The following is a 25,638-nucleotide window of genomic DNA, read 5'->3' as shown; positions in this document are numbered from 1 at the left end:
CTCGCAGACCAGCAGCAAACGTTCATGATGACGCTTTCATCACATATTCCGGACAACCTCTCGATCGGGATCACAATATGCAGGGCCGAAGTGCAACCAAAAATTCATCAGGCGGTCATTAAATTGACATCCATGAACCGGCCACGCACCATCGGGTCAAATAGTATGCAGATGATCTGCATCTCTCTCACTTGCTCAAAGGATGAGCTGATATGAATCGCCCTTTCTCAGGCCGTCGCCGTGCCCTGAGTCTCTCCCGCCTGCTGCTGATCCTGCTCGGTGGCCTGCTCATCGTCACCCTGCTGCTGCCCCTCATCAATCCCGGCAGCTGGCTTGGCCGTGCCCAACCTCTGGTACTGGGGCCCGCCGACAACCCGCTGGCCACCCTCACCCGCCACGCTCTGCTCTATAAAAGCGACAGCCGCGGCCTCTATCTGGTGGTGCGCAGCCAGTGGCAACTGCGAGGGCCACTCCAGCCGGGGGACAAGGTGCGGGTGGAGCTGCTCAATGACAAGGGGGAGCGGATCGACGAGCTGAGCCAGCCGGTGGAGAAGCGTCAGGTGTGCCGCAACAACCGCTGCACCCTGGATCTCAACAGCACCTTGCGCGCCCCCGACGATGCACTGGCCAGCCGTTACCAGCTGCGGATCGGCCTGCTGCTGGCAGACCGCCCCGAGAGCGGCGACTTCAGCCAGATCCTGCAGACCCTGCCGGAGCAGGGCTTCAACCTCACCTACCTGATGGTGAGCCTGACGCTGGTGCTGGCGCTGAGCGCCGCCGTGCTGAAGGCGGTGCTGCCAAGTCTGCGCCGCAGCCTGCGCTGGCGCATCATCGGCAGCCTGCTGCTCGGCAACCTCACCTTCGTGCTGCTGCACGGCTTCGTGGTGTTCAAACTGGGGGAGTTTCTGCTCTGGTCAGGCTTTCGCCCGGAGCACTACTACCTCGCCTGGGGCAGTATGGTGCTGGGCTGGAGCCTCTGCGCGCTGGCCGGATTCAACCTCTATATGGGGCTGGTCTTTACCGCCCTCTCCGGCATAGGACTGCTGGCCAACTTCATGAAGATCGCCATCTATGGCGTGCCGCTCGGCGGCGATGATCTCGGCAACCTGATGGCGCTGCTGCGGATCCTGCAGGATCAGCACCCCGTCGTGCCGTTGCTTGGCGGCGCTATGGCGATCTTCCTCTGCTGGCGCTTTGCCCTCTCCCGCTGGATCCTGCGCACCGCCGCCGCCACCGTGGCCTTCTTTGCCCTTTGCGTGTTTGCCACCCAGACCAGCAACAAGCTGCTGGGGGCCAACGTGCGCTACGTGGATCGGGCGGTCAACTACCACAGGGACATCATCCGCTCCGGCCCCGGCCTCTATCTGTTCAATCTGGTGGACGAGATGCTGGAGCAGGGCAGCGTGTTTCGCTACCCGCTGCAGATCAACGAATTCACCCCCCGGCTGAGCCAACCGCCAGAGGGGGCGGCGCCGCGCTGGGATCTGGTGATCGTGCTGCAATATGAGTCGCTGATGCTCGACTGGCAGGGGCGGCTCTGCGCCCCCGCGCCCACCCTGAACCTGCCCGCCACCATCCAGCAGTGGCACAAGACCATCCACTCACCCACTACCGGCGGCATGACGGTGCTGGCGGAGTTCGAGATGAACACCGGTCTGCCGGTGGGGCTGCTCAAGCAGGGTGTGGTGCCCTACTACTACCTTTCTGATCAGGTGCCGGGACTGGCCCGCAGCGCCAACCAGAGTGGCTACCAGACCCTGTTCGTCCACCCCTATGTGGAGAAATTCTGGGGCCGTGCCAAGGCAATCCCGGCGCTCGGCTATCAGGAGCGCTGGTTCGACAGCCGTTTTTCCACCCTCGAGCACAAGGGGCTCTATATCTCGGACGATGCCCTCGTCGATCACCTGCTCAAGCGCAGCGAACAGGATGACAAACCGCTCTTTGCCTACGCGGTCACCATGCAGGGCCATGGCCCCTTCGATGGCCCCCGCTATCAGGCACAGGAGCGCAACGGCGCCTGTCCGAACGAGAGCGAGAGTGACAGACAGCTGCTCAACACCTATTACACCGGGGTGGTGGATGCCATGGCCTCGCTGGAGCGGCTGCTCAAGAGTCTCGATCAGTCTGGCAAACGCTATCTGGTCATCGCCTTTGGCGATCACCAGCCGTTTTTGATGTCCGCCGGAAAGGGCATTCACGGCGACAAACCGGCGCGCGATGCCACTTATCAGATCCCCATGATGGCTTTCACCCGCGCCGATGATCCCCTCAATCTGGCGACCCAGTTTGCGCCGGTGCGCCAGCTCTACCAGATGGGGCAAGCCACTCGACAGCTGCTGGCCGGCAACCTCACCCCGATCAATGACGGCCCCCTGCTCCATCCGGTGCTGGGCGAAGAGAAGGGATTCGACGTCTCGCCGCTGGTGCCGCAGATCCGTGCCAGCTTCCGGGCCGATGCCCTGCCCTGACAATTCCATCCCCCAACAACAGACAAGGCCGCATCAGCGGCCTTGTCTGTTTCCTGCGCTCCGTCAGGTGCTCTGCCACCAGGGCTCAAGCAAGGTGAGCTGCTGGCGGTCGAGATCCAGCTCCGCCTCGACGCCCAGCGGCAACGTCTGCATGGGGTGGGTATGGGCGCAGTCAAACTCCGCCAGAATGGGGAAGTGCGGCGCCCCCACCACCTCCAGCAGGATGTCGAGCGGGCGCTTGCCGCTGCCCTGATCGTTGAACAGCTCGTGCTTGCCGAGGATAAGGCCGCCGATCCGATCAAACACCCCGCACAACTTGAGATGGGCAAAAGAGCGCTCCAGCGTCTCGGCAGATTTCAGGCTGTCCTCCAGCAGCAGAATGTCGCCGCGCTCGATGGCCGGCATATAGGGGGAGCCCCAGATCCCCGCCATGGTATTGAGGTTGCCGCCTATCAGCCGCCCCGCTACCCGACCTGTCCCCACCGAGATCCGCCGGTTGGGCTGGCACTGCTTGGCCCGGGTCTGATTTTCCCAATCGAGCCGTTCATCGCTCCACTTTGCCGGGGTGGGCAACGTGCAGGGAACGCCAGCCTCGTCGGCCAGCACAATCTGTAAAAAACTGGCGAGCGTCTCGTCCACCAGCGGCGGCAACTCGCCGAACGAGGCCACCAGCGCCGGGCCATAAAAGGTGACCAAACCAATCTGGGCATGGATGCCGAGCAGCAGCGCCGTCACATCGGAGTAGCCGACGATGATCTTGGGATCGCGCTTGAGTGCAGCAAAATCGAGATAAGGGAGCAGGGAGTTGGAGTTGCTGCCGCCAATCACCGACATGATGCAGCGCACCTCGGGGTCACAGATAAGGGCGTTGAGCTCCTCGGCCCGCGCGGCGATGGAGCCGGAGCGCCAGTGATCCCGCTGGCCGGTGAGGCTGCCCGCCTTGAGCCGGAAGCCTTGCTCTTCGAGAAAGGCTTTTGCGCGGGCAAAACGGGTGGGGGCCCAGGCGGTTGCCGCGCTGGAGGGGGAGAAAAAAGCGATGGTGTCGCCGCGCTGGAGTGGCGGGGCAAGGAGTCTTGTCATCAGGCACACCTCCCGGGGCTCATAAAGCGTGAAAACAGAGCCCTGACTATCTCTTATCGCCCCTGTTGGCACAACGCCTGGTCATTGATTGTTTAGAATTTAAAAACGATACATTCATTATTAACAGATATTCTAAACAAAATCCCCTTCATAGAATGACCTCATTGCGATAGCCAACCCAGGTTGGCAGTCAGAATGGTCAGCCCGAGTATCCGAACACCACAGCGCTCGCCATTCACTTTCCATCCGCTTGTCATTCGTTTGCCGATAACGAGGTGCTTGTCATGAATAGAACCGCATCCCCCACTGCTCTGGTTGTTGAAGGTGGCGCCATGCGCGGCATATTTGCCAGCGGCGTGCTGGATGCGTTTATCGAACGTGACTACCGCCCCTTTGACTTCGCCATCGGCGTCTCTGCGGGGGCCACCAACTTGCTGGCCTATCTCGCCAGCCAGCATGGCCGCAGCCACGACATTCTGACCGAGCTGGCCTGCACCCCGGAGTTTCTCGACCCGCTGCGCTTTGCCAAGGGGGGCAATCTGGTGGATATCCACTGGCTCTGGCACACCAGCTGCCGCAAATACCCCCTCGATATCCATCGCTATCGGGAGAGCGGCATCCCCTTCTATGCGGTGGTGACCAATGCCCTGACCGGCAAGGCGGAGTACATCCGGGTCAAACCGGAGAACATGGATGAGGTGCTGCCCGCCAGCTGCGCCATTCCCCTCGCCTCCCGCGAGTTTCCCGAGGTGCACGGTGTGCCGATGACCGATGGTGGCGTCGCCGACTCCATCCCGGTAATCGAGGCCTACCGCCGCGGCGCTCGCCAGATGACGGTGATCCTCTCCGAGCCGCTGGGCTACCGGCTCAAACCGATGCCCTTCCCCTGGATGATCCGCACCCTGCTCAAGACCCGCCCCGCGCTGGCGCAGGCACTGGAGCAGCGGGATCGCAGCTACAACGAGGCGCTCGATTTCATCGCCAATCCGCCGGCTGATTGCCAGATTGAGGTGATCGCCCCGGCAGACTACTTCCCCGTTTCCCGTTTCACCCGCGATATCAACAAGCTGGAGATGGGGTACGTAATGGGCAAGTGCGCAGGCTATCAGGCCGCCTTGCTCAATTGATAACCGCTTTACAGGCATGACCCGACCTGCCGCGACGCTCGCGCCGCCAACACAATAACAATCGGGTCAGTTGAACAAGATGAGTCATAAACCGGACAGCGGCGAGAGCAGCGTAGCTCTCCCGGCCAGTCAATACCGGGACAGACACGCCCCTTGCAACGCCAAGGTATGTCACCCCAAGACAAGGTGTTTATTTATGTCGTTTCTTCTCACCCAGCCCGCGCTGGCGCAGCTGTTCGAGCGGCTGCTACCCGATTACCGGATCATGGCCCCTGCGGCCGAATATCGGGGCGGTCGCTTCTCCGACACCGACAACGTCACCTACCACAGCATCCGCCATCCGGCCGATCTGGTGTGGCAGGAGAAGTCCCACTTCTCCCCGAAAGAGGTGGTGCTCCCCATCACCCAGACCCTGTTCCATTTCGACAATCTGGAGTTGCGCGAATCAAAGGTGGAAGCCAAGCCCACCCTGCTGTTCTTGCGCAGCTGCGATATCCACGCCCTGCGCCGGCTGGATCAGGTCTATCTCAAGAACGGCCAGAACAGCGACGTCTACTACGCCCGGCTGCGCAGCAAGCTCAAGCTGGTACTGCTGGAGTGCCGCGAGAGCTTCGAGAACTGCTTCTGCGTCTCCATGGGCAGCAATGAGACCCGGGATTACGCCGCCGCCATTCGGCTGAGCGTTGAGGGTGCCCGCATCGAGGTGAAGGATCCCGAACTGCTCGGCTACTTTGCCGAGCTGGGCGAGCCCGACGACTTCACCCCGGAATTTGTCCAGAGCAACCCGGTCAAGGTGCGCACGCCGGACAGCGTCTGTGACGATCCCAAGCGTATTCGTCAGATCCTCACCGCCCATCCGGTCTGGGCCGAGTACGACAGCCGTTGCATCGGCTGTGGCCGCTGCACCACCTCCTGCCCGACCTGCAGCTGCTACAGCGTGCACGACCTCACCTATGCGGAGAACCCCAAGCAGGGCGAGCGCCGTCGCCAGTGGGCCAGCTGCATGGTGGATGGCTTCAGCGACATGGCCGGTGGCCACGGTTTTCGCGCCAAACATGGCGAGCGCCTGCGTTATCGCGCCCTGCACAAGGTCAACGACTACAAGGCCCGTCAGGGGGAGGAGCACATGTGCGTCGGCTGTGGCCGCTGCGACGATCGCTGCCCTCACTACATCTCCTTTAGCAACATCATCAACAAGATGACCGATGTGGTCGAACAGACCATCACAGCCGACCACGCGCAGGGGGCGAACTGATATGTGCCAGTGCCAACAAACCGCAACAGCAGAACAGCAGCAGGACGTGGTCGAAAACCGCCTGCTGCCCAAGGCCTACACCATTCTGGCCATCGAGCGCCACACCGAACTGGAGTGGAATTTCCGGGTCTCCCGCGACTTTGATGTCCACTACGGCCAGTTTGTGGAGATCTCCCTGCCCACCGTGGGTGAAGCGCCCATCTCGGTCTCCGACTATGGCGATGGCTATGTGGATCTGCTGATCCGCAAAGTCGGCAAGGTGACCGATGCGCTGTTTGCCCTCGATGTGGGCGACAAGGTGTGGATGCGCGGCGTCCATGGCAACGGCTACCCGCTGGAGGCCTATCACAACCAGCACCTCATCGTGGTGGCGGGTGGCACCGGCGTCGCGCCGGTCAAGGGGCTGCTGCGTCGCTTCAGCAAACACCCGGAGCAGGTGAAGTCCCTTGACATGATCCTCGGCTTCAAGAACGAGCAGGCGGTGCTCTATCGCCACGAGATGCCGCTCTGGGCCGAGCGCCAGAACCTCATCGTCACGCTGGATGAGGGTGAGGAGAGCGAGCAGTTTCGCATCGGCCGGGTCACCGACTACATCGACCAGCTGGATCTCTCGGATAGCGAGGATATCCAGGCCATCGTGGTCGGCCCTCCCGTCATGATCCGTTTCGTGGTGCTCGCCCTGCTTGAGCGCGGCATCCCCAAGGATCGCATCTGGGTCGACTACGAACGCCGCATGGCTTGCGCCGTCGGCAAGTGTGGCCACTGCCGGATGGGCGACACCTATATCTGCGTGGATGGACCGGTCTTTCGTTTTGACCAGGCCCAGCATCTGATCGACTGAGGGAGAACACCATGAGTCTCGATATCGACATCATCAAGGCCCGCGCCAAGAACGAATACCGCCTCTCCAAGGTGCGCGGCGAAGCGATGATCAGCGTGCGTATTCCCGGCGGGATCATGCCCGCCCACCTGCTGGCGGTGGCCCAGCAGATCGCCGAACAGTACGGCAACGGCCTGATCCACCTCACCACCCGCCAGAAGCTGGCGATGCCCGGCATCAAGTATCAGGACATGGACAAGGTCAATGCCGCCCTCGAGCCCTTTATCAGGGAGATTGAGGTGGAGACCTGCGGCATCGAGGTGGATGACCCCACAGCCGGTTACCAGAGCATCGGCGGGCGCAACATCGTCGCCTGTCAGGGCAACACCATCTGCCAGAAGGGCAATATCGACTGCACCGGGCTGGCCCAGCGGATGGAGAAACACCTCTACCCCAACCCCTATCACCTCAAGATGGTGATCGCAGGCTGCCCCAACGACTGCGCCAAGGCCAACATGGCCGACTTCGGCATCCTTGGCATCGCCAAAATCCACTTCAATGCCGAGCGCTGCATCGGCTGCGGCGCCTGCGTCAAGGCATGCAGCCACCACGCCGTGGATTGTCTCGCCATCAAACACGGCAAGGCGGTCAAGGAGGAGAGCAAGTGCATCGGCTGTGGCGAGTGCGTGCTGGCCTGCCCGACCCTCGCCTGGCAGCGGGATCCCAAGCAGCTCTACATGGTCAAGCTGGGGGGCCGCACCAGCAAGAAGACCCCTCGTACCGGCAAGCTGTTCCTCAACTGGGTCACTGAAGAGGTGCTGCACGCGGTGATCAAGAACCTGTTCGAGTTCGAGGCCGAGATGCTGGATGGCAAGCCCATCTACCTGCACATGGGTCACCTGATCGATCGGGCCGGTTATCACAAGTTCAAGGAGCGGGTGCTGCGCGGCGTCACCCTCAACCCGGAAGCCATGGTCGCTGACCGCATCTTCTGGGCCGAAGATCAGTACGTCGCCAACATGCATGTCAAAGCGGTGCAATAGGAAAAACCTCGTTTGGGGAAGCTGATCATAGTGGCCGACAACCGGTGGGGATCTGTCGTTGGCCCGGGCGTGGATCACGCTTCCCCCTTTTTCCTCTCACTGCGTTTCTACTCCTTCTCCTCTTTTCGTCCTGCGCAGCCCTTTGCTGCCGGACCCGTATCCGGAGCCCGTTATGGACTTTCTCCCTCTCTTCTGTCAGCTGCAAAACAAGCCGGTGCTTATCGTCGGCGGCGGTGAGGTGGCGGTGCGCAAGGCGCGCCTGCTGATCGATGCCAAGGCGAAGATCACCATCAATGCCCCGCATCTGGAACCCCAGCTGATGAGCTGGGCCGAGCGGGGACTGCTGACCGTCTGCGCCGCCGACTTTCACCCCGAGCTGCTCGATGGCAAATGGCTGGTGATCGCAGCCACCAACCAGCCCGGGGTCAACCAGCAGGTTTTCAACGAAGCGAATCAGCGCCAGATCTTCTGCAACGTGGTGGACTCTCCGGCCCACTGCAGCGCCATCATGCCCGCCATCATCGACCGCTCACCGCTGATGGTAGCCATCTCCAGCGCAGGTTCGGCGCCGGTTCTAAGCCGCCAGCTGCGGGAAAAGCTCGAAGCCATGTTGCCGCAGCACCTCGGCCAGCTCGCGGCGCTGGCGGGCAAGCTGCGCGAGCGGGTCAAGGCCATACCGGACAAGCTGGCTCGCCGCCGCTTCTGGGAGCGGCTCTTTAGCCATGAGCGACTGGCATGCCAGCTGGCCCGCGGCCAGCAACAGGCTGCCGAGCAGAGCGTCGCCGAGCTGCTCAATGAGCCGGTGCAGAGCAAAGGAAGCGTCACCCTGGTGGGCGCCGGCCCCGGCGATGCGGGGCTGCTCACCCTGAGCGGTCTGCAACAGCTGCAGCAGGCGGATGTGGTGGTCTATGACCGGCTGGTGTCGCAGGAGGTGCTGGCGCTGGTTCGCCGGGATGCCGAGCGGATCTTTGTCGGCAAGGAGGCGGGCCGTCACTGCGTACCCCAACAGGCGATCAACCAGCTGTTGCTGGATCAGGCTCGTCTTGGCAAACAGGTGGTGCGGCTCAAGGGGGGCGATCCCTTTATCTTTGGCCGGGGTGGCGAGGAGCTCGAGACCCTGGCCGAGGCGGGGATCCCCTTCTCGGTGGTGCCGGGCATCACGGCAGCGTCGGGCTGCGCCGCTTACAGCGGCATTCCCCTCACCCACCGCGACCACGCCCAGCGGGTGCAGTTCATCACAGGCCACGACAAGGAGGGCAATATCACTCAGGAGTGGTCGGCGCTGGCGGCTCCCCGCCAGACCCTGGTCTTCTACATGGGATTGGCCCATGCCGGCCGCATTCAGGACGAGCTGCAGACCCACGGCCTACCCGGTCACACCCCGGTAGCGTTGGTGGAACAGGGCACCCGCCTGCAGCAGCGGGTGGTACGCGGCGAACTGCAACAGCTGGCGCTGCTGGCCACTCAGGTCGACAGTCCAAGCCTGATCATCATCGGTTCGGTGGTGACCCTGGCTGACAAACTGGATTGGTACGGCGAAGCCAATACCCTGGCCGGAGTGTAACCACTCATAGCGCCCCCCTTCAGCAGACCAGTAAAAAAGCGACGCAGGCAATGGCCTGCGTCGCTTTTGTCGAAATTGGCAAACGGATTTATTCGAAGGAGATAGGACCGGTCGAGCCTGCGTCATTGTCCTGCCATTGGCTTTCGCTGCGTACTCGCGGATCGCCCTGCAGGGTATAGAGGATCATCCCCTGACGGAATTGCAGCGCCCCATCGGCACGATTGGCCCTGACCTTGACGTCGTTGACCCAAACCTGCTCCTTGCCATCCACCCGGATCACAGCAACGGTTTGGCCACTCCCGCTGTTTTTGGCGACCCACTTGCCCTGATAGGGGGAGTTGCCCTGCGCCATCGGCAGAGAGGTTGCCTTGCCTGCCGACCAGGATTGCACGGTGCAGATGCCATTGGCTCGCTTGTCGTGCTTGATGGCGTAATCAATGGTGGGTTCACTGTCGGGAGAGTCAGAGGTAATGCCGATCATGATCTTGCCGCTCTGGGCAGAATAAGCAGTCGGAGCATCAGTCTTCAGGGTGGCCTTCTTGCCATTGATATAAACACTCCCTCCCTGCGACTTGACCTTGATGTTCATCGGGCAGTCAGCGGTAAAGTTCGGTACCGCAGCCGCCGCGCTGCCAGCATAAGCAGCGATGGCCAGAGTGATGACAGTCAACAGAGCAGATTTTTTGTGCATCTTGATACGCCTTCAAGCAATAGTGGTTCAAGAAAAGTGACTTCATCCGTGAGAAGTGTCGTCCTGATGGCAACAACTCTAGTCCAGCCGATGAGGGCAACCCAGTTAAAAAAAATAAAACCCGCACCGATAGGTTATGAAAAAATATAAATAAATAAAATCAATACCTTAATATCAAATTCATCTTTACCATTTCCCACTCTTGCTCCTCTTTTGCCAAACGCCACGCATAAAAAAGCCGATAACCCGGTTATCGGCTTGTTCGTTCAATACGCAGGTTCAGCGCACAGCTATGCAGCACATCGCTATATCAAACCACCACGGCGGTGCCGCTGATGCTGACCATCAGCATGCTGCCGTTCTGCCCCACCACCTCGTAGTCGATATCGATGCCGACCACCGCATTGGCTCCCAGCGCAGAGGCGCGCTCCTTGAGTTCATCAAAGGCAATCTCGCGGGCACGGGCCAGCTCTTTTTCGTAAGCGCCGGAGCGGCCGCCGATAATGTCGCGGATCCCGGCAAAGAGATCCTTGAAAATATTGGCGCCAAGGATGGCTTCGCCCACCACGATGCCGCGGTATTCACGAATGCTCTTGCCTTCCAGAGTGGGGGTTGTCGAGAGGATCATCTTGAACTCCTATGGGTGACAGAGGGCTCAGACTAACCCAACTCCCCGCAAATCCCAACCGGGTGGTGGCCTTTGCGACGCGGGACTTAAAAATAGCGACAGCCAGATAAAACAACACCGCGACGGGCGCGGTGTTGTGATGCGAGAGCAATGACAATCAGGGATTGTAAGCGACGACCGAGCCGCTCAGCCCCGTCATCTGGGAGATCTGTCCCTGGATACCCTGCAGCTTGGCTTTGGAGACATCCGGCCCGATAAAGACCCGGTTGATCTGCCCCTGCACCGGCGTGCGCGGCGAGGTATGGGCAGAGTAACCGGCTGCACGCAGCTTGCTCACCAGAGCGTTGACACTGTCGACGTTCTTGAACGCGCCGAGCTGGAGGATCCAGCTCCCCTGCGCCTGTGCCGCAGCGGGTGCAGGCGTGGTCGGCTGGCTCATCTTGCTCTCGATAAGGTCATCGAGGGACTTGATCTGGCCTGCCTGCTGTTTGGCTGGCGCAGGAGTCGGCGCCTTGGCTACTTCGGCCGGCTTGGTCGGAACCGGTTTTGGTGCCGGCTTGGGTTGTTCAACCGGCGCCTTGGCGACCACTTCCGGCTTGGGTTGCGGCTTGGCAGGCGCGGCTTGCTGCACCGGCTGCTGGGCAACCTGCGCACCGGCCTGCTGGGCAGCACTCCCCTGATTGCCGAGGGTCATGGGGTCGGCGACCTCTTCCACCTGCCACTGCTGGGCGGCCGAGGCTTGCTGCTGGCTGGCCAGATGCTCGGCAGGCAGCGTGCTTGCCGCAGATACCTGCAACGCGGGCTTGGCCGGCTCAAGATCGGGACGCAGCGGAATTTTGGCAAACGCCTCCTCCTTTTGCGCCAGCTTGTGACCATCCAGCAGGTCCGGCAGGAAAATAACGACCAGGGCCACCAGAATAACGGTGCCCACCAGACGGTTTTGAAACTTCGAGGCCAAGTTGACTCCTACTTCCTTTACTTGATCCAATTCATGGCATGCCCCCGACAAAGAGGGGCTGGCTAGCTGGCGAACCCCGCCAGCACATCGGCGACAGTGTAAAACGAACCAAACACAATGACCATATCGTCAGGACTCGATAAGGCCAAGGCAGCCTGATAGGCAGCCTCGACGCTGTCAAAGGTCGTCGCCGGCCCCTGTCCGGAGCCAAGCGCCTGTGCCAACTGGTCCGCACTTGCCGCCCGCGGGCCGGTCAGGCTGGCCAGATACCACTCGCCGATCAGACCATCGAGCTCGGCAAGCGACCCCGCCATATCCTTGTCCTTGAGCATGCCCACCACGGCGCGGCGCACACCCGCGCAGGGCATCTTGCGCAGCTGGGCGGCCAGATAGGCGGCCGAATGGGGGTTATGGGCCACATCGACGATGACCAGCGGCGCGCTTTGCAGCTGCTGCATCCGGCCAGCCAGCCGGGCATTGGCAAGCCCGTCGCGAATGGCAGACTCCGGCAACGGCAAGCCGAGAGATTCCAGCGCCGCAAGCACGGTCACCGCATTCATCAGCGGCAGGGCCGGTTTGGGCAGGCCGCACCACTGGCGAAGACCGTGGTAATCCCAGCAGCTCTCGTGCTCATCGCCACGAAAATCGATACCGACCTGACGCAGGTTGGCGCCGATACGCGCCGCCTCGCTCGCGATGGTCAGAGGAGGATTGGGCTCGCCGCTGATGGCAGGTTTGCCGGCGCGATACACCCCGGCTTTCTCCACCGCCACCGCCTCGCGGGTATCACCCAGCCAGTCACAGTGGTCGAGGGCAATGGAGGTGATCATGGCGACATCGGACTCCACCACATTGGTGGCATCGAGCCGACCACCCAAGCCCACTTCCAGCAGCAGCACATCCGGCGCGGCGCGGCAGAAGAGCCACAAACCGGCCAGGGTCGCAAACTCGAAGAAGGTGAGCGCTATCTCGCCGCGCGCCGCTTCCACTTCGGCAAAGGCGGCGCAGTGATCGCTATCTGCCAGCTCCTGACCGTTGACCCGCACTCGCTCGGTAAAGCGCAACAGATGGGGCGAGGAGTAGACGCCGACCTGGTAGCCAGCGGCCATCAGGATGCTGGCTGCCATGGCGCAGCTGGAGCCCTTGCCGTTGGTACCCGCCACCGTGATCACCTTGAACGGCAATCGGGTGAGCCCCATGCGCCGAGCAACCGTGCCGACCCGCTCCAGCCCCATATCGATAGAGACCGGATGGATCTGCTCCAAATAAGAAAGCCAGTCGACAAGCGACCGGCTTTGGGATTGATGCATGTTTGAACTCATCTTCACTCTGCGATGACGTGAGTATTCATCAGTTTGGCGAGCAGGCTGGCCAGACGGTTACGCATTTCGCGGCGGTCGATGATGAGATCGATGGCGCCCTTCTCCAGCAGGAATTCGGAGCGCTGGAACCCTTCCGGCAGCTTCTCGCGAACGGTCTGCTCGATAACGCGCGGGCCGGCAAAACCGATCAGCGCCTTGGGCTCGCCCACGTTGATGTCGCCCAGCATGGCCAGACTGGCGGAGACGCCACCCATGGTGGGGTCGGTCAGCACTGAGATATAGGGCAGACCGGCTTTGGACAGACGATCCAGTGCGGCACTGGTCTTGGCCATCTGCATCAGGGAGAACAGCGCCTCCTGCATACGGGCACCGCCGGAGGCGGAGAAGCAGACCAGACCACGACCTTCCTTGATGCTCTCCTCAACGGCGCGCACGAAGCGGGCACCGACCACGGAGGACATGGAGCCACCAATAAAGGAGAACTCGAACGAACAGGCGACAACCGGTACCCCTTTGAGGGTCCCTTTCATCACCACCAGCGCATCTTTCTCCCCCGTCTCTTTCTGAGCGGCAGACAAACGATCCTTGTAGCGCTTGGAATCCTTGAATTTCAAGACATCATGAGGCTCCAGCTCGGCACCGACTTCGGTGCGGCCCTGCTCGTCGAGAAAACTCTCGAGACGGGCGCGAGCGCTGATGCGCATATGATGATCACACTTGGGGCACACTTCGAGATTGCGCTCCAACTCTGCCCGGTAGAGCACCTGTTCACAAGCACTGCACTTGGTCCACACCCCTTCCGGAATGTTGTGACGACGAGGGGCAGTGATCTTGCTCTTGGGAAGAATCTTCTCAAGCCAGCTCATGGAATTCCTTAATGCTTTTGTGCCTGACAAAACGCATCGAGCCTTGTCTGTTCAATGACTTAATAGCTCGATGGCAACAAATGACGGGTCATTAAACCACAATTTTTCGGGCGCAGTTACTAAAAACTGGTCGTACCCGGTGCCGAGTCCGGCAGCCACAACGGGCCAAGCGGTACCCGGGGCAGAGCCAGTTCAGCCGGGTAATCCACATCGACCAGATAGAGGCCACCCGCTTTGGCGGTTGGCCCGGCCAGATTGCGATCCCGGGCGGCCAGCACCTCGGCTACCCACTCCACCGGTTTGAGCCCCTGCCCCACCAGCAGCAGCGAGCCGGTGATGTTGCGCACCATATGGTGCAAAAAGGCATTGGCCCGGATATCGAGCACGATATAGGGGCCCTGACGGCTGACGCAGAGGTGCGTCACATTGCGCCACGGCGTCTTGGACTGGCAACCGACGGCCCGGAACGAGCTGAAATCCTGCTCACCCAGCAGGCACTGCCCGGCCTGATGCATCAACTCGGCATCAATCGCCTCGTGATAATGGCTGACGCCGCTGCCGAGAATGGCTGGCCGGTAGTTGTGGTTGTAGATGACATAGCGGTAGCGACGGGCGGTAGCGCTGAAACGGGCGTGGAACTCCTCGTCCACCTCCTTGACCCAGCGCACGGCGATGTCGGGCGGCAGGTTGGAGTTGAGACCCAGAGTCCAGGCCCCTTCGGCACGCTTGGCATCGGTATCGAAGTGGATCACCTGACCGGTGGCATGGACACCGGCATCGGTGCGTCCTGCGCACTGGATGGAGACCGGATGATTGGCGATCCGGCTGAGGGCTTTCTCCAGCTCCTCCTGCACACTGATCACTTCTCGCTGACGCTGCCAGCCGAAATACCGGCTGCCGTCATATTCAATACCTAGGGCAATTCGCATGGATAAGGGGGTCTTTTGGTAAAGCAGTGAAAGAAACGGGGCGGATTATACGCATCTCGCGGCAAAAATCCCAAAATCCGCGCAAGATCCGGCCACGGCAACAAGTAAAAAGGGCAGCCGCTGGCTGCCCTTGTCGTTCAAGTTCATCGGGATGATGTGATTATCCCAGTCGCTTGAGCAGTTTTTCCGCTTCGGCGCGCTGATGGTCACTCCCCTGCTCTACCGCTTCTTGCAGCAGCTCGCGGGCACTGTCCTTGTCGTCGATCTCAAGGTAGGCGCGTGCCAGATCCAGCTTGGCGCCAACACCGCCATCATCGGCATCCACATCAAATCCGGTAGACTCCGGCAGCACTTCGGGGAAACCGTCCAGCCCCACATCCAGCGAGAAGCCCTGATAGGGTTCCGGCTCCGATGTGGTGGCATCCGCTTCGGCCAGCAGCTTGTCGATCTCGACGTAACCGCTCTCCTGTGCCTGCTCGCGGGGTTGCAGATCTGCAGGGTGCGACTCGACCTCGGTAAAGGCATCTTCGAAATCGGAGAGCGCCATTTCGTTGGGATCCCACTCCAGATCTGCTTCAGCCTCTTTCCTGGCCTTGACCGGCTCAGGCTCCAGACCCAGCTCGGCCAGCATCTCGTCGGCACTGGCATCCCCATCCAGACTCAGGTCGATGGCATGCTCATCCTCAATCTCGACAACAGGCTCCTCAAAGGCACCTTCGAAATCGCTGAGATCGAAACTGGCGAGGTCATCATCGGCAGGTTCAGCATGCGCCGGCGCACTCAATTCCGGCTCGATGTCGGCAGAAAGATCAGCGTCCAGCTCGGCGAAGAGCGCAGCCTGCAGCTCCTCTTCGCTCATGATCTCGTTGGCGCCTTTGGGCTTGGGATTGAACTCGCTGGCCAGATCCATGGCTGGCTCATTGGCAAGCGCTATCGGCTCGTCATGGGCAAGATCAAGATCCGGCACCAGATCGGGGTCACGGCTGGTAGCAGCAGGCATCCGTTCGGGCTCAAAGCCCTGCAGATCCATCTCGCCCTCGTCGCTGAACACCAGCTCGACATCCGGCTTCGGCGCCGGCTCAACCGGCATGAAGCCATCCGGGGTGTTGAGGTCAGGCAGCGGACGCTCCGGCTCGTTGTCGGTGATATCGACGCTAAGCAGATCATCAAACTCGCTGTGATCCTGATCCATCATCATTGCGGTGGATTCAGAGAGGCTCTTCTCCTGCTCTTCCAGCTCACGACGGGCCCGGGCGCGCAGCCAGAGGGTCACCAGCGCCAGCACCAGCAACACCGGCAGCAAAATGATCATCGCCAGATTGAGCGGTGAGGAGAGCAAGTCCATCAGCCAGTTCTGCTTGTGCTCGGGCTCGGCCACCACGGGCGGCACCGGCTTGGCCTTGAGCTCGGCAATCTCTTTCTCCAGCGCAGTCTGATCCTGCAGCTGAGCCTTGAGGGTCTCCACCTCTTCGGTCAGGGATTGCAGACGCAGCTTGAGCCTGTGGTTCATCTCGGTCACCTGGGCGAGCTGGGCATTGGCATCTTCCAGCGCCAGGGTCATCTCGGTGGCCGGTTTGCCAACCGGTTTGTCCAGATCGGAGGGCAGCGGAGCAGGCGCGGGTCCCGCTTGCCGCACTCGGGGCCGGGGCAACGGCCTCTTTCGCCGGAGCCTCGTTGACCTTGGCCACTTCCTTGGCGTCAGCCACCTTGGTCTCGGCAGCCGGTTTCGGCTCGGTCACAGGTGCAGGAATGGGTGCCGCCTTGACGGCAGGCAACGGAGCTGGCGCCGCCTTCGCGGGCTCTGCCTTGACCACTTCAGGCTTGGCAGGCGCGGCTTTTGCTGCGACCGGTTTAGCCGTATGAGCCTGTTTATTGGCCAGATATTTGGGGCTCAGCCCTTTCCAGCTGGCATTGTCGCTGCGGAACTTGGCGCGGGCCTCGGCATCTGTGATGACGCTCGCCTCGGCAGCGGTGGGCAGCTGGATGCGCGAGCCCACCAGAATATGGTTGATATTGCCATCGGCAAAACTGCGGGGGTTTTTCTCGTAGATCGCGACCATGGTCTGATAGACGCTGACGCGGCTGGAGGGACGGTACTTGCTTGCCAGACTCCAGAGGGTATCGGTAGGACGAATCGGGCCATAGCTGGCGGGATTGGCGGTTGCCACCTGACGGACGATGGGCTGGGCGGTTGCCCGAACCGGCTGCGCGACGGGCTGGGCCAGCGGCTGGCTGTTGACAGCGGGTGGTGCGGGCTCGTCAGGGCCTTTCAGTTCGACAAAAAACGGCTCCCGTGAGGGATCTGCAGCCTGAACGGTGCCCAGCAGACCCAATGCGAGTAGCGTTGCCAATGTTATGCGGGAATGTCCCATATTCGTTCCTTCGTATGACGGCCCTATCACATTGAAAAATCTGGATAGTTACCCCAAAACAGTCGGTTCAATATAAATCAGGCTCGCCTTGCAAGCCAGCAGTCCGACACATTTAGCACCCAACTTGCCTCTGAGTGTAGAAAAAAACTTAATCAGTTGATATCGCAAAAGAATCTTGCAACACCGCAGTGCGGGGCCGGTCACACACCACACTATTTGCTCAGAGGGAGCGCAGCCGTCCTGCGGCGCTCCCTCTTGGCCATACGGCCTTACAGGTAGTCGCGAACCAGCAGTTCGGCAATCTGGACGCTGTTGGTGGCAGCGCCCTTACGAACGTTATCGGCCACGATCCACATATTTACACCATTGGGATGAGAAATATCCTGACGGATGCGGCCAACCAGCACTTCATCCTTGCCGGTTGCATCGCGTACCGGGGTCGGATAGTCCCCTTCCTCTTCAAACAGGGTCACGCCCGGTGCTGCACGCAGCAGATCCTTTACCTGCTCGGCATCGAGCGGCTGGTGCAGCTCGACATGCACCGCTTCAGAGTGGCCGTAGAAGACCGGCACCCGCACGCAAGTCGGATTCACGGCAATGCTGGCATCGCCCAGGATCTTCTGGGTCTCCCACACCATCTTCATCTCTTCCCGGGTGTAGCCGTTGTCGGTGAAGCTGTCGATCTGCGGGATCAGGTTGAACGCGATCTGCTGGGGATAGAGAGTCGGCTCGACCGGGCGACCATTGAGCAGCTGGGCGGTCTGGCCTGCCAGTTCACTCACCCCCTCCTTGCCGGAGCCTGAGACGGACTGATAGGTGGCGACGTTGATACGGGCGATGCCCACCTCGTCATGCAGCGGCTTCAGGGCCACCAGCATCTGGATGGTGGAGCAGTTGGGATTGGCGATGATGTTGCGATTGCGAAAATCGGCCAGCGCATCCGGGTTGACTTCCGGGATCACCAGCGGAATATCTTCGTCGTAACGGAAGCAGGAGGTGTTATCGATGACGATGCAGCCATGCTCGGCAGCAATCGGTGCCCACTTGGCAGAGACCTCGGCACCGGCAGAGAAGAGGGCAATCTGCACCTGGCTCCAGTCAAACTCCTCGACATCGAGGATCTCGAGATTCTTGCCATCAAAGCGCACGGTTTCACCGGCGCTGCGGCTGGAAGCCAGCGGATAGAGCGTAGCGACCGGAAACTCGCGCTCTTCCAGGATCTCGATCATGGCCTGGCCCACGGCGCCACTTGCGCCCAATACCGCGACATTAAACTGCTGGCTCATTCTGTTCTCCTCTAATAAAACGGCTATGGCGCCTGCTGGCGCCATGGTCGGCGGGGCTCCGATATACGGGGCATCCTCACCTGATATGGCCAATCCGAGGCAGAGCAAACCTGCCTCGGATCGGTAAAAACGGGGTCATAAGTAGTGCGGACGTAGCGTCCCACCCACCTTATGAGTGTGAAATATCAAATCCGGCGGCGCCCAGCATGTCACAGGCAAACTCACCCTTGATTTGCAGGGAGGAGAGCTCGCGGCGCTCCGGATAATGTTTGCGCTGCTCATCAAAGCTACCCGGGATACCCAGCCGGGCGCGAAAACGGGCATCGTCGCGGCGCACATCGTAGATAAGGTGAACCAGCTGTTTGATCAATGCCTGATCCGGCGCCCGTCCGGGCACCACCGCCTGCACATCGGCAACCGGCAGCAGCGTACGCAGATCCTGACGGGGCTCGCGCCCCAGCTGGCGGCAGAGCGCCTCATAGAGCATCCAGGTACCGCGCGCCTTCCCCTCCAGGCTGTAGCCCGCAATATGGGGGGTGGCAATCTCGGTATGGGGCACCAGCTGTGCAAGCGGCTCAGGCTCGTTCTCCCAGACATCCATCACCAACCGCAATGGCTTGTCGCTCAACTGACGCGCCAGCAGAGCTTGGTTATCCCACACCTCGCCACGGGATGCGTTGATGAGGATCTGCCCGGCGGGGCGCGCAGCTATCAGCCCGGCATCCAGCAGATGGTAGGTCGCATCCGGCCCGTCACGGGTAATGGGCACATGGAAGCTGACGATATCGGCGCCAAGGGCAGTCTGATAGTCGACAAAATCCGCTTCTGGATTATCCCGCGCCTTGGGGGGATCACAGCGCAGCACCCGCATACCGAGGGCTTCGGCCTTGCCGGCCACGCACTCGCCGGTATTGCCGGCCCCAATCACCGCCAGCGTCATGGTTGCGAGATCAAGCTCGTAGCGCTCGGCCAGCACCAGCAGGGCGGAGAGCACATAGTCCCCCACCGAATATTTGTTGCAGCCGGGGGCGCTATAAAAAGGGATATTGCGGCTAGCCAGCAAAGCCTTGTCGACATGATCGGTGCCGATGGTCGCGGTACCGACAAAAGCCAGTTTGTGGCTGGTCGCCAGCAGGTCGGCGTTCACCCTGGTCACCGAACGCACCAGCAGCACATCGGCGTCCTGCAGATCGTTGGCCTGCATCTGCCGCCCAGGCAGGGCAACCACGTCTCCAAACTCGGCAAACAGCTCCACGGCGTGGGGCATATTCTCATCTACGACTATTTTCATCGGGTTCTCTTTGCAGGCAACCGCCATGGACGCGCCATTCTAGCCCAAAGCCCGCCAATATTTCAGCCTGACATGCACATGGCTGCTGCAGAGAATGAGTAATTGATGAACGAACAGCCAAATGTGTAAGCAGAGGTAAACTGAAGGGCAGGTCTGCTTTGCCGCCAAGCCACGCAGTGGCACAATGGCGCTCTTTTTTCAGACCCTTGCCGATAGAGATCATGCCGCCCCATAGCCCTTCCCTCTCCCGCAGTCAGGTGCTCGCGTTTACCACCCTCTTGATCCTGCCCCTGCTGCTGCTTGCCATCCTCCCCTGGCAACCATTTCTGACCGGCTCGCTGCAATCGGGCTGGCTCTGGTGGCCTTATGCCCTCACCCGCATGGTCGATATTCCCGGAATTGGGATCAGCGCCGCACTGCTATTGCTGCTGACCAGGCAGAAACTGCAGCTCGATCGCTCATCCCTGCTGGCTCTGGCCGGCGCGCTGCTGGTGCTGCTCGCCGGAGACTGGCTCATCAAAAGCATCATCAAGCATCTGACCGAGGAGCCCAGACCCTACCTGCTCTGGTTGGAGAGCCAATCCCTGATCCCCGCTATCAAGAGCTTCTACGCTGCCAGCACCGAAGTGCGCAGCGAGCAGGTACACGCCGCCAGCCAGTTGCTGGCACTGCCCCAGTGGCTCGGCAATCACTGGCAAAAGGAGGTGAACTACGCCTTCCCCTCCGGCCACAGCATCGCCGCCATGAGCCTGGCCCAGTTCTTTGGCCTCATCTGGCTGGCTCGCGCACCGGCAGGAGTCTGGCTGCTGCCGCTCTGGGCCCTCGGGATAGGACTGTCGCGCATGGTGATCGGCATGCACTGGCCAACCGATGTGCTGGCCAGCGCCATTCTCGGCAGCATCACGGCGCTTCTGGCCGCGCGCTGGTGGTTGCACAGATATTGAGCCATCGCTTGTACCGCAAGGCTCCCTCTTGCGGGATGGGGACAAGCCTGCGCTTTTTTGCCATAATGCCGCCTCATTTTATGCTGACCGAGATCCCATGACCGACGCAGTTCATACCCTCAAGGGCCGTTTTCGTGGTTTTTACCCCGTCGTCATCGATGTTGAAACAGCCGGCTTCAACGCCAAAACCGATGCCCTGCTCGAAATCGCGGCTTATACCCTGAAAATGGATGAGCAGGGATGGCTCCTGCCCGATCAGATTTTCCATTTTCATGTGGAGCCTTTCGAAGGTGCCAATCTGGAGCGTGCCGCTCTGGAGTTCACCGGTATCGATCCCTTCAACCCGCTGCGCGGAGCTGTCTCTGAAAAAGAGGCGCTGACCGAGATCTTCAAGGGGATCCGCAAGGGGATGAAGGAGAGCGACTGCAGCCGCGCTATTATCGTGGCCCACAACGCCACCTTCGATCACGGCTTCGTGATGGCGGCAGCCGAGCGGGCCGGCCTCAAGCGCAATCCGTTCCATCCGTTCGCCACCTTCGATACCGCCGCCCTCTCCGGGCTGGCGCTGGGCCAGACCGTGCTGGCCAAGGCGTGCCAGAGCGCCCGCATTCCGTTTGACAACAAAGAGGCTCACTCTGCTCTCTATGATACCGAGCGGACCACCGACCTCTTCTGCCATATCGTCAACCGCTGGAAGAGCATGGGCGGCTGGCCACCAGTCGGGCCGGATAGCGACTCCGCCTCCGGAGATGAGGATCTGGAATAAGTTGCAAAGGCTGCCATAGGCAGCCTTTCTTTATGTGCTTTGACTCTATTTTGCTCTATTACCCCTTCCCCGCCTGCTTTCTCCCCCTGGCGATTCCCGCACGATTGCAAGATGGGGGTCATGATGCACGAAGGGCAAATACCATCCCCGATCAACTTTGTTTCAGATGACCTTGGTCAGATGCCCGTTTTGACCGATTTTTTTCTCGACATTTGTCACATTTTTCGCAAACTAACTCCCCTTCACATGACAGACAGCAATAACAAACATAAGGAAATCAAATGAATCCAGTTGTTATCGCAGTCGGACTGATGCTGGTGCTCAGTCTGCTGCGGATCAATGTGGTGGTCTCACTTGCGCTGGGCGCCATTGCTGGCGGCCTGGTCGGCGGGCTCTCCCTGACCGATACCCTGACTACCTTCAGCGGCGGCCTGGGTGGCGGCGCCGAGATTGCCCTCTCCTACGCCATGCTGGGGGCCTTTGCCGTCGCCATCTCCCGCTCCGGGATCACCGACCTGCTGGCCAGCAAGGTGATCAGCCAGCTGGGCAAGGATGCCAGCAGCAGCCGCATTTTGTGGGTCAAGACCCTGCTGCTCTCATCCGTTCTGGCAGTGTCCATCTCCTCGCAAAACATCATCCCGGTGCATATCGCCTTTATTCCGATCCTGATCCCGCCTCTCCTCCACGTGATGGCGCAGATGCAGATCGACCGTCGTCAGGTGGCCTGCGTCATCACCTTCGGCCTGACCGCCACCTATATGGTGCTGCCGGTCGGCTTTGGCGGCATCTTCCTGAACAATATTCTGGCCAAGAACCTTATCGATAACGGGGTGCCGATCACCTCCAGCCAGATCCCGCTGGCCATGGCCATCCCGGGCTGTGGCATGGTGCTGGGTCTGCTGATTGCGGTCTTCTTCAGTTATCGCAAGCCGCGCCAGTATGACCTGGCCAAGATCCTGGAAGCCGAACCGGAAACCGTCGAGCTCAATCTCAACCATATCTGGGTTGCTCTGCTGGCTATCGGCGTCGCACTTGGTCTCCAGCTGATGACCAACAGCATAGTGCTGGGGGCATTGGCCGGGTTCGTCATCTTCACCTGCGGTGGTGTCATCAAGTTTCGCGAGAGCCAGGATGCCTTCACCCAGGGGGTACGCATGATGTCGCTGATCGGCTTCATCATGATCTCCGCCGCCGGCTTTGCTGCCGTCATGAAGGCGACTCACGGCGTCGAGAGCCTGGTTCAGGTCGTTTCCAGCTCTATCGGTCAGCACAAAGGCATTGCCGCCTTCCTGATGCTGCTGGTGGGCCTGCTCATCACCATGGGGATTGGCTCCTCCTTCTCCACCGTGCCCATTATCGCCACCATCTATGTGCCGCTCTGCCTGCAGCTGGGTTTCTCTCCCATGGCGATCATCGCGCTGGTCGGTACCGCCGGTGCTCTGGGGGACGCAGGCTCGCCTGCTTCGGACTCCACCCTCGGCCCCACATCAGGCCTCAACGCCGATGGCCAGCACGACCATATCTGGGACAGCGTGGTACCCACCTTCATCCACTACAATATCCCGCTGGTTATCTTCGGTTGGATTGCCGCCATGGTGCTCTGACCTGAAAATGGCACTGTCTAGATAGCAAAGGCGGCCTGTCGGCCGCCTTTTTGTTGCTGATGGCAAGTTGTTTGCTGCTCTACCCGAGCGCCACTTCCTGCATGATGGCGCGATTGACAAAGTAGCGGTGGCAGAACTGGAGAAAGTCCTGCAAGGTCAACGGCCTTGAGTAGAAGTAACCCTGGATCTCGTCCACTCCTATGCTCAACACCGCCTTGAGTTCGTCGTTGTTTTCCACCCCTTCGGCCACGACGCGCACCCCCAGCTGATGAGAGAGCGAGGTGATAGCCTCAACAAAGAGTGCCTGCCGGGTATCGTTGTCGATGGCGGTAATAAAGGAGCGGTCAATCTTGAGCTTGTCGAAATAGAGCTCACGCAGATATGAGAATGATGACCAGCCGGTTCCAAAATCATCGAGTGCCACCCGCACCCCGATGTGGCGCAGTGAGGCGATGATCTGCTTGCTCAGCTCGATATCATCCAGCGCTATGGTCTCGGTCAATTCCACGATCAACTGCTGTAACCCGAGCGGACCGACACTCATCCTCTCCTCGACATTGGCAGCCAGCCCCATATTGAACATGGAGCTGGAGAGGTTGACCGAGATCTCCAGCAGCTCCACCAGATCGCTCGGGAAGATGGAAAGGTCACGCTGCAAACGGTGGAAAATCCAGAGCCCCAGCGCCTCTCCCAGACCGTTTTCCTCTGCCAGCGCGATGATATCGAGCGGCGGAATAAAACCATATTCCGGATGATGCCAGCGGATCAGCACCTCGGCTCCCAGCCGGACAGCACTCTGACCACGCACTATCGGCTGATAGTAGAGGCAGAGCTGCTGGCACTCGGGGCTCTGGATCAATTCACGCAGCTCGGTCGAGAGGCGGCGGTTGCGCAGGTAGTGTTGATGCATGGCTCGGGAGAAGACCACTGAACGATGAAGCCGCTGGCGCTTGGCACTATCGAGGGCGATATCGGCAAACAGCAGCATCTCTTCCGGAGTATGTACCGGACGAGCGTATTGGCTCACCCCCATAAAGACCCTGACCCGGTGCGCCGGATCTGCCGCAAAGGCCAGATCGGCCAACTCGGTGCGCAGCTGCTCCAGAAAGGGGAAACGCAGATAGGTCGGCATAGCGCCGGAGATAATGATGGCAAACTCGTCACTGCCGGTGCGGGCCACAAAAATACCGGTCGCCGCCACGCTATGAATCCGTTCGGCCAGCTGTTTAAGCAGTCCATCCCCTATCTCATATCCCAGGCTGTCGTTCACTTCACGAAAGTGGCCCAGATCCACCAGGCAGACAGTGATACTGCTGCCGCCGCCACGATAGGCAGCCCGCAACTTCAGGTGCTTGATAAGCGCCGCCCGATTGGGGAGACGGGTCAGGGGATCATTCCACGCCAGAAACTGCTGGTGACGTACTTCGCGAAACAACATCACCAGCATCACCATAGTTGCCGACATCAGAAAGGCGAGAATGGCAAAGTTCTGGGTACGCGACTCATTGAGCAGCTCGCGCTGGGCAATGGCAGAGGGGCCGGTAAAATTCTTCACCATGACATCGCGGATTGCCGCCAGATCCTGAGTAAGATCCACAGAGAAACGGGCCAGACGCGCCGAATCACGCTGTCCACTGACGACATCCTGCTCATATTCCTCAAACAGGCTCATCAGTTTGCCAGCTGCTTTATCTGCCCCGAAACGGGCCCTGACCGGCTTTGCTTCTTCACCGTGGAGGAAAACATCAAGTCGGTTCCAGGCGATGTCAAACCGCTTGTTCATCTCCTCCTGGCTCACTGAGCCGGCGCGATAAAGCTGGAGCGATTCGCCAAAACCGTGAACTTCCAGCTCCAACTGTGCCAACGCCCACGCTGACAACTGGGTATAGCGAGTAACAGCATTGAATGCGCGGTCATAGTTCCAAACCGACCAGATGGCGACCCCCAAAAAGGCAGTCACCATCAGGATCAGGCTGACAAACTTGCCGCGCAGCATGTTACTTGCTCTCTAGCCCAATCAGCTGCCACACCATGCGGCTGTGATAGAGCTCCTTGTTCAGGTCGGGGTAATCGGAGAGCGGGTAGATAATCCAGAGAGGTCCTTTGTTGCGCAGGGTCAGCGGCTTGCCATCCTGCTTCTCGGCAACCAGCACAGGATACTTGTCACCATCCTCGACAGGCACGGCAGCCCAGTAATCATTGACGGCCACCGCCTTCACTTCGCTACTCTTTAGGCCGTATTTCTTCACCAGCTCCCGCAGCAACACCCCGCGGTAAGTGTGACTACCTTCGGTTCAGGGCGTTTTGGTGGTCACTTCGCTTTGCGGCAGTGCCTCAAACTCGGCCCGGGTCAGACTAATCTGCCCCTTGCCATTGCAACACCCATCACCCTTAATCGTCAGAAACGCATCGTCTGCCAACACCACGCTTGATACGAGACACCCGGACAACAACAGCACTCTGCCAAACCATCCAGTCATGATGAACCTCCATGTCATTGTGTTCAGTTTATTAATCGTACTCTCTTCTGCCATATGCAAACGAAAGAGAGGGGATACCGACTAAAGTCGCAGCCACACAACACAACCAGAGGCACACCTTATTGACTACGACCTCAATGTCCT

General features: G+C 60.3%; 21 protein-coding genes and 1 pseudogene. 9 read left to right on the top strand and 13 right to left on the bottom strand.

All coding sequences use genetic code 11. The features are described 5' to 3' along the window. Nucleotides 1-212: 212 nt before the first annotated feature. A complete protein-coding gene (locus tag WE862_RS12885; RefSeq protein ID WP_042029922.1) occupies nt 213-2,468 on the top strand; it encodes an LTA synthase family protein in 2,256 nt (751 codons plus the stop codon). A 63-nt stretch (nt 2,469-2,531) separates the two neighbouring features. Here the strand turns inward: WE862_RS12885 and WE862_RS12880 are convergent, their stop codons facing one another. Beyond that, complete coding sequence (locus WE862_RS12880) at nt 2,532-3,548, bottom strand: S66 family peptidase (protein ID WP_042029924.1); 1,017 nt, start codon at nt 3,546-3,548, stop codon at nt 2,532-2,534. 284 nt (nt 3,549-3,832) lie between these two features. Between WE862_RS12880 and WE862_RS12875 the strand changes: the two genes are divergently transcribed. The 5 genes from WE862_RS12875 to cysG all read left to right on the top strand — a co-directional run bounded on the left by WE862_RS12875 (nt 3,833) and on the right by cysG (nt 9,357). Then, on the top strand, nt 3,833-4,675 hold the full coding sequence (locus tag WE862_RS12875) for a patatin-like phospholipase family protein (RefSeq protein ID WP_042029925.1): 843 nt from the start codon (nt 3,833-3,835) through the stop codon (nt 4,673-4,675). Nucleotides 4,676-4,871: 196 nt separating this feature from the next. Next, complete coding sequence (gene asrA / locus WE862_RS12870) at nt 4,872-5,930, top strand: anaerobic sulfite reductase subunit AsrA (protein ID WP_042029927.1); 1,059 nt, start codon at nt 4,872-4,874, stop codon at nt 5,928-5,930. A gap of 1 nt (nt 5,931) precedes the next feature. Continuing rightward, nucleotides 5,932-6,771 carry an anaerobic sulfite reductase subunit AsrB gene (gene asrB, locus WE862_RS12865; protein WP_042029928.1) on the top strand — a complete coding sequence of 280 codons (840 nt, stop codon included), beginning with the start codon at nt 5,932-5,934 and terminating at the stop codon, nt 6,769-6,771. Between the two features lie 11 nt (nt 6,772-6,782). Continuing rightward, the gene (gene asrC / locus WE862_RS12860) at nt 6,783-7,793 is read left to right on the top strand and encodes a sulfite reductase subunit C (RefSeq protein WP_042029930.1); all 1,011 of its coding nucleotides are present in this window, start codon (nt 6,783-6,785) and stop codon (nt 7,791-7,793) included. Between the two features lie 172 nt (nt 7,794-7,965). Beyond that, complete coding sequence (cysG, locus tag WE862_RS12855; RefSeq protein ID WP_042029932.1) at nt 7,966-9,357, top strand: siroheme synthase CysG; 1,392 nt, start codon at nt 7,966-7,968, stop codon at nt 9,355-9,357. 88 nt (nt 9,358-9,445) lie between these two features. Here the strand turns inward: cysG and WE862_RS12850 are convergent, their stop codons facing one another. The 9 genes and pseudogenes from WE862_RS12850 to WE862_RS12810 all read right to left on the bottom strand — a co-directional run bounded on the left by WE862_RS12850 (nt 9,446) and on the right by WE862_RS12810 (nt 19,700). After that, a complete protein-coding gene (locus tag WE862_RS12850; RefSeq protein ID WP_042029933.1) occupies nt 9,446-10,048 on the bottom strand; it encodes a hypothetical protein in 603 nt (200 codons plus the stop codon). Nucleotides 10,049-10,358: 310 nt separating this feature from the next. Beyond that, on the bottom strand, nt 10,359-10,676 hold the full coding sequence (locus WE862_RS12845; protein ID WP_041209401.1) for a heavy metal-binding domain-containing protein: 318 nt from the start codon (nt 10,674-10,676) through the stop codon (nt 10,359-10,361). 157 nt (nt 10,677-10,833) lie between these two features. Then, nucleotides 10,834-11,634 carry a cell division protein DedD gene (dedD, locus tag WE862_RS12840; RefSeq protein WP_042029934.1) on the bottom strand — a complete coding sequence of 267 codons (801 nt, stop codon included), beginning with the start codon at nt 11,632-11,634 and terminating at the stop codon, nt 10,834-10,836. A 62-nt stretch (nt 11,635-11,696) separates the two neighbouring features. Next, on the bottom strand, nt 11,697-12,956 hold the full coding sequence (gene folC / locus WE862_RS12835) for a bifunctional tetrahydrofolate synthase/dihydrofolate synthase (RefSeq protein WP_042029935.1): 1,260 nt from the start codon (nt 12,954-12,956) through the stop codon (nt 11,697-11,699). A gap of 2 nt (nt 12,957-12,958) precedes the next feature. After that, a complete protein-coding gene (gene accD / locus WE862_RS12830) occupies nt 12,959-13,822 on the bottom strand; it encodes an acetyl-CoA carboxylase, carboxyltransferase subunit beta (RefSeq protein ID WP_041209398.1) in 864 nt (287 codons plus the stop codon). A 119-nt stretch (nt 13,823-13,941) separates the two neighbouring features. Continuing rightward, nucleotides 13,942-14,751 (bottom strand): tRNA pseudouridine(38-40) synthase TruA, encoded by an 810-nt coding sequence (truA, locus tag WE862_RS12825; RefSeq protein WP_033115966.1) that lies wholly within the window; start codon nt 14,749-14,751, stop codon nt 13,942-13,944. A 160-nt stretch (nt 14,752-14,911) separates the two neighbouring features. Then, a pseudogene (locus tag WE862_RS12820) lies at nt 14,912-17,123 on the bottom strand (FimV/HubP family polar landmark protein). 269 nt (nt 17,124-17,392) lie between these two features. After that, nucleotides 17,393-18,409 carry an aspartate-semialdehyde dehydrogenase gene (locus tag WE862_RS12815; protein WP_033115968.1) on the bottom strand — a complete coding sequence of 339 codons (1,017 nt, stop codon included), beginning with the start codon at nt 18,407-18,409 and terminating at the stop codon, nt 17,393-17,395. A 169-nt stretch (nt 18,410-18,578) separates the two neighbouring features. Further along, on the bottom strand, nt 18,579-19,700 hold the full coding sequence (locus tag WE862_RS12810) for a 4-phosphoerythronate dehydrogenase (protein ID WP_042029938.1): 1,122 nt from the start codon (nt 19,698-19,700) through the stop codon (nt 18,579-18,581). A gap of 221 nt (nt 19,701-19,921) precedes the next feature. Here WE862_RS12810 and WE862_RS12805 point away from each other — a divergent pair, with 221 nt between their 5' ends. The 3 genes from WE862_RS12805 to WE862_RS12795 all read left to right on the top strand — a co-directional run bounded on the left by WE862_RS12805 (nt 19,922) and on the right by WE862_RS12795 (nt 23,014). Next, nucleotides 19,922-20,644: a phosphatase PAP2 family protein gene (locus WE862_RS12805; protein ID WP_042029939.1), complete on the top strand. Its 723-nt coding sequence runs from the start codon at nt 19,922-19,924 to the stop codon at nt 20,642-20,644. Nucleotides 20,645-20,741: 97 nt separating this feature from the next. Next, nucleotides 20,742-21,410: a ribonuclease T gene (gene rnt, locus WE862_RS12800; RefSeq protein WP_041209394.1), complete on the top strand. Its 669-nt coding sequence runs from the start codon at nt 20,742-20,744 to the stop codon at nt 21,408-21,410. Nucleotides 21,411-21,691: 281 nt separating this feature from the next. Next, nucleotides 21,692-23,014 (top strand): Na+/H+ antiporter family protein, encoded by a 1,323-nt coding sequence (locus WE862_RS12795; protein WP_042029940.1) that lies wholly within the window; start codon nt 21,692-21,694, stop codon nt 23,012-23,014. 79 nt (nt 23,015-23,093) lie between these two features. Here WE862_RS12795 and WE862_RS12790 read toward each other — a convergent pair whose 3' ends face one another. The 3 genes from WE862_RS12790 to WE862_RS12780 are packed head-to-tail and all read right to left on the bottom strand — an operon-like array spanning nt 23,094 to nt 25,494. Further along, complete coding sequence (locus tag WE862_RS12790; protein ID WP_042029942.1) at nt 23,094-25,010, bottom strand: putative bifunctional diguanylate cyclase/phosphodiesterase; 1,917 nt, start codon at nt 25,008-25,010, stop codon at nt 23,094-23,096. Nucleotide 25,011: 1 nt separating this feature from the next. Then, on the bottom strand, nt 25,012-25,263 hold the full coding sequence (locus WE862_RS12785; RefSeq protein WP_339058628.1) for a hypothetical protein: 252 nt from the start codon (nt 25,261-25,263) through the stop codon (nt 25,012-25,014). Between the two features lie 45 nt (nt 25,264-25,308). Continuing rightward, nucleotides 25,309-25,494 carry a hypothetical protein gene (locus tag WE862_RS12780; protein ID WP_339058627.1) on the bottom strand — a complete coding sequence of 62 codons (186 nt, stop codon included), beginning with the start codon at nt 25,492-25,494 and terminating at the stop codon, nt 25,309-25,311. Between the last annotated feature and the right edge of the window lie 144 nt (nt 25,495-25,638).

The organism is Aeromonas jandaei (assembly GCF_037890695.1).
GTDB classification, from domain to species: Bacteria; Pseudomonadota; Gammaproteobacteria; order Enterobacterales; family Aeromonadaceae; genus Aeromonas; species Aeromonas jandaei.
The sequence above is the reverse complement of the archived record's forward strand: the minus strand, read 5'-3'. Positions and strand labels throughout refer to the sequence as shown.

What these genes read in the sequence shown, in the direction of transcription:
- WE862_RS12885 (WP_042029922.1), top strand. Translation starts at nt 213, where the DNA reads ATGAATCGCCCTTTCTCAGGCCGTCGCCGTGCCCTGAGTCTCTCCCGC.
- WE862_RS12880 (WP_042029924.1), bottom strand. Translation starts at nt 3,548, where the DNA reads ATGACAAGACTCCTTGCCCCGCCACTCCAGCGCGGCGACACCATCGCT.
- WE862_RS12875 (WP_042029925.1), top strand. Translation starts at nt 3,833, where the DNA reads ATGAATAGAACCGCATCCCCCACTGCTCTGGTTGTTGAAGGTGGCGCC.
- asrA (WP_042029927.1), top strand. Translation starts at nt 4,872, where the DNA reads ATGTCGTTTCTTCTCACCCAGCCCGCGCTGGCGCAGCTGTTCGAGCGG.
- asrB (WP_042029928.1), top strand. Translation starts at nt 5,932, where the DNA reads ATGTGCCAGTGCCAACAAACCGCAACAGCAGAACAGCAGCAGGACGTG.
- asrC (WP_042029930.1), top strand. Translation starts at nt 6,783, where the DNA reads ATGAGTCTCGATATCGACATCATCAAGGCCCGCGCCAAGAACGAATAC.
- cysG (WP_042029932.1), top strand. Translation starts at nt 7,966, where the DNA reads ATGGACTTTCTCCCTCTCTTCTGTCAGCTGCAAAACAAGCCGGTGCTT.
- WE862_RS12850 (WP_042029933.1), bottom strand. Translation starts at nt 10,048, where the DNA reads ATGCACAAAAAATCTGCTCTGTTGACTGTCATCACTCTGGCCATCGCT.
- WE862_RS12845 (WP_041209401.1), bottom strand. Translation starts at nt 10,676, where the DNA reads ATGATCCTCTCGACAACCCCCACTCTGGAAGGCAAGAGCATTCGTGAA.
- folC (WP_042029935.1), bottom strand. Translation starts at nt 12,956, where the DNA reads ATGAGTTCAAACATGCATCAATCCCAAAGCCGGTCGCTTGTCGACTGG.
- accD (WP_041209398.1), bottom strand. Translation starts at nt 13,822, where the DNA reads ATGAGCTGGCTTGAGAAGATTCTTCCCAAGAGCAAGATCACTGCCCCT.
- truA (WP_033115966.1), bottom strand. Translation starts at nt 14,751, where the DNA reads ATGCGAATTGCCCTAGGTATTGAATATGACGGCAGCCGGTATTTCGGC.
- WE862_RS12815 (WP_033115968.1), bottom strand. Translation starts at nt 18,409, where the DNA reads ATGAGCCAGCAGTTTAATGTCGCGGTATTGGGCGCAAGTGGCGCCGTG.
- WE862_RS12810 (WP_042029938.1), bottom strand. Translation starts at nt 19,700, where the DNA reads ATGAAAATAGTCGTAGATGAGAATATGCCCCACGCCGTGGAGCTGTTT.
- WE862_RS12805 (WP_042029939.1), top strand. Translation starts at nt 19,922, where the DNA reads ATGCCGCCCCATAGCCCTTCCCTCTCCCGCAGTCAGGTGCTCGCGTTT.
- rnt (WP_041209394.1), top strand. Translation starts at nt 20,742, where the DNA reads ATGACCGACGCAGTTCATACCCTCAAGGGCCGTTTTCGTGGTTTTTAC.
- WE862_RS12795 (WP_042029940.1), top strand. Translation starts at nt 21,692, where the DNA reads ATGAATCCAGTTGTTATCGCAGTCGGACTGATGCTGGTGCTCAGTCTG.
- WE862_RS12790 (WP_042029942.1), bottom strand. Translation starts at nt 25,010, where the DNA reads ATGCTGCGCGGCAAGTTTGTCAGCCTGATCCTGATGGTGACTGCCTTT.
- WE862_RS12780 (WP_339058627.1), bottom strand. Translation starts at nt 25,494, where the DNA reads ATGACTGGATGGTTTGGCAGAGTGCTGTTGTTGTCCGGGTGTCTCGTA.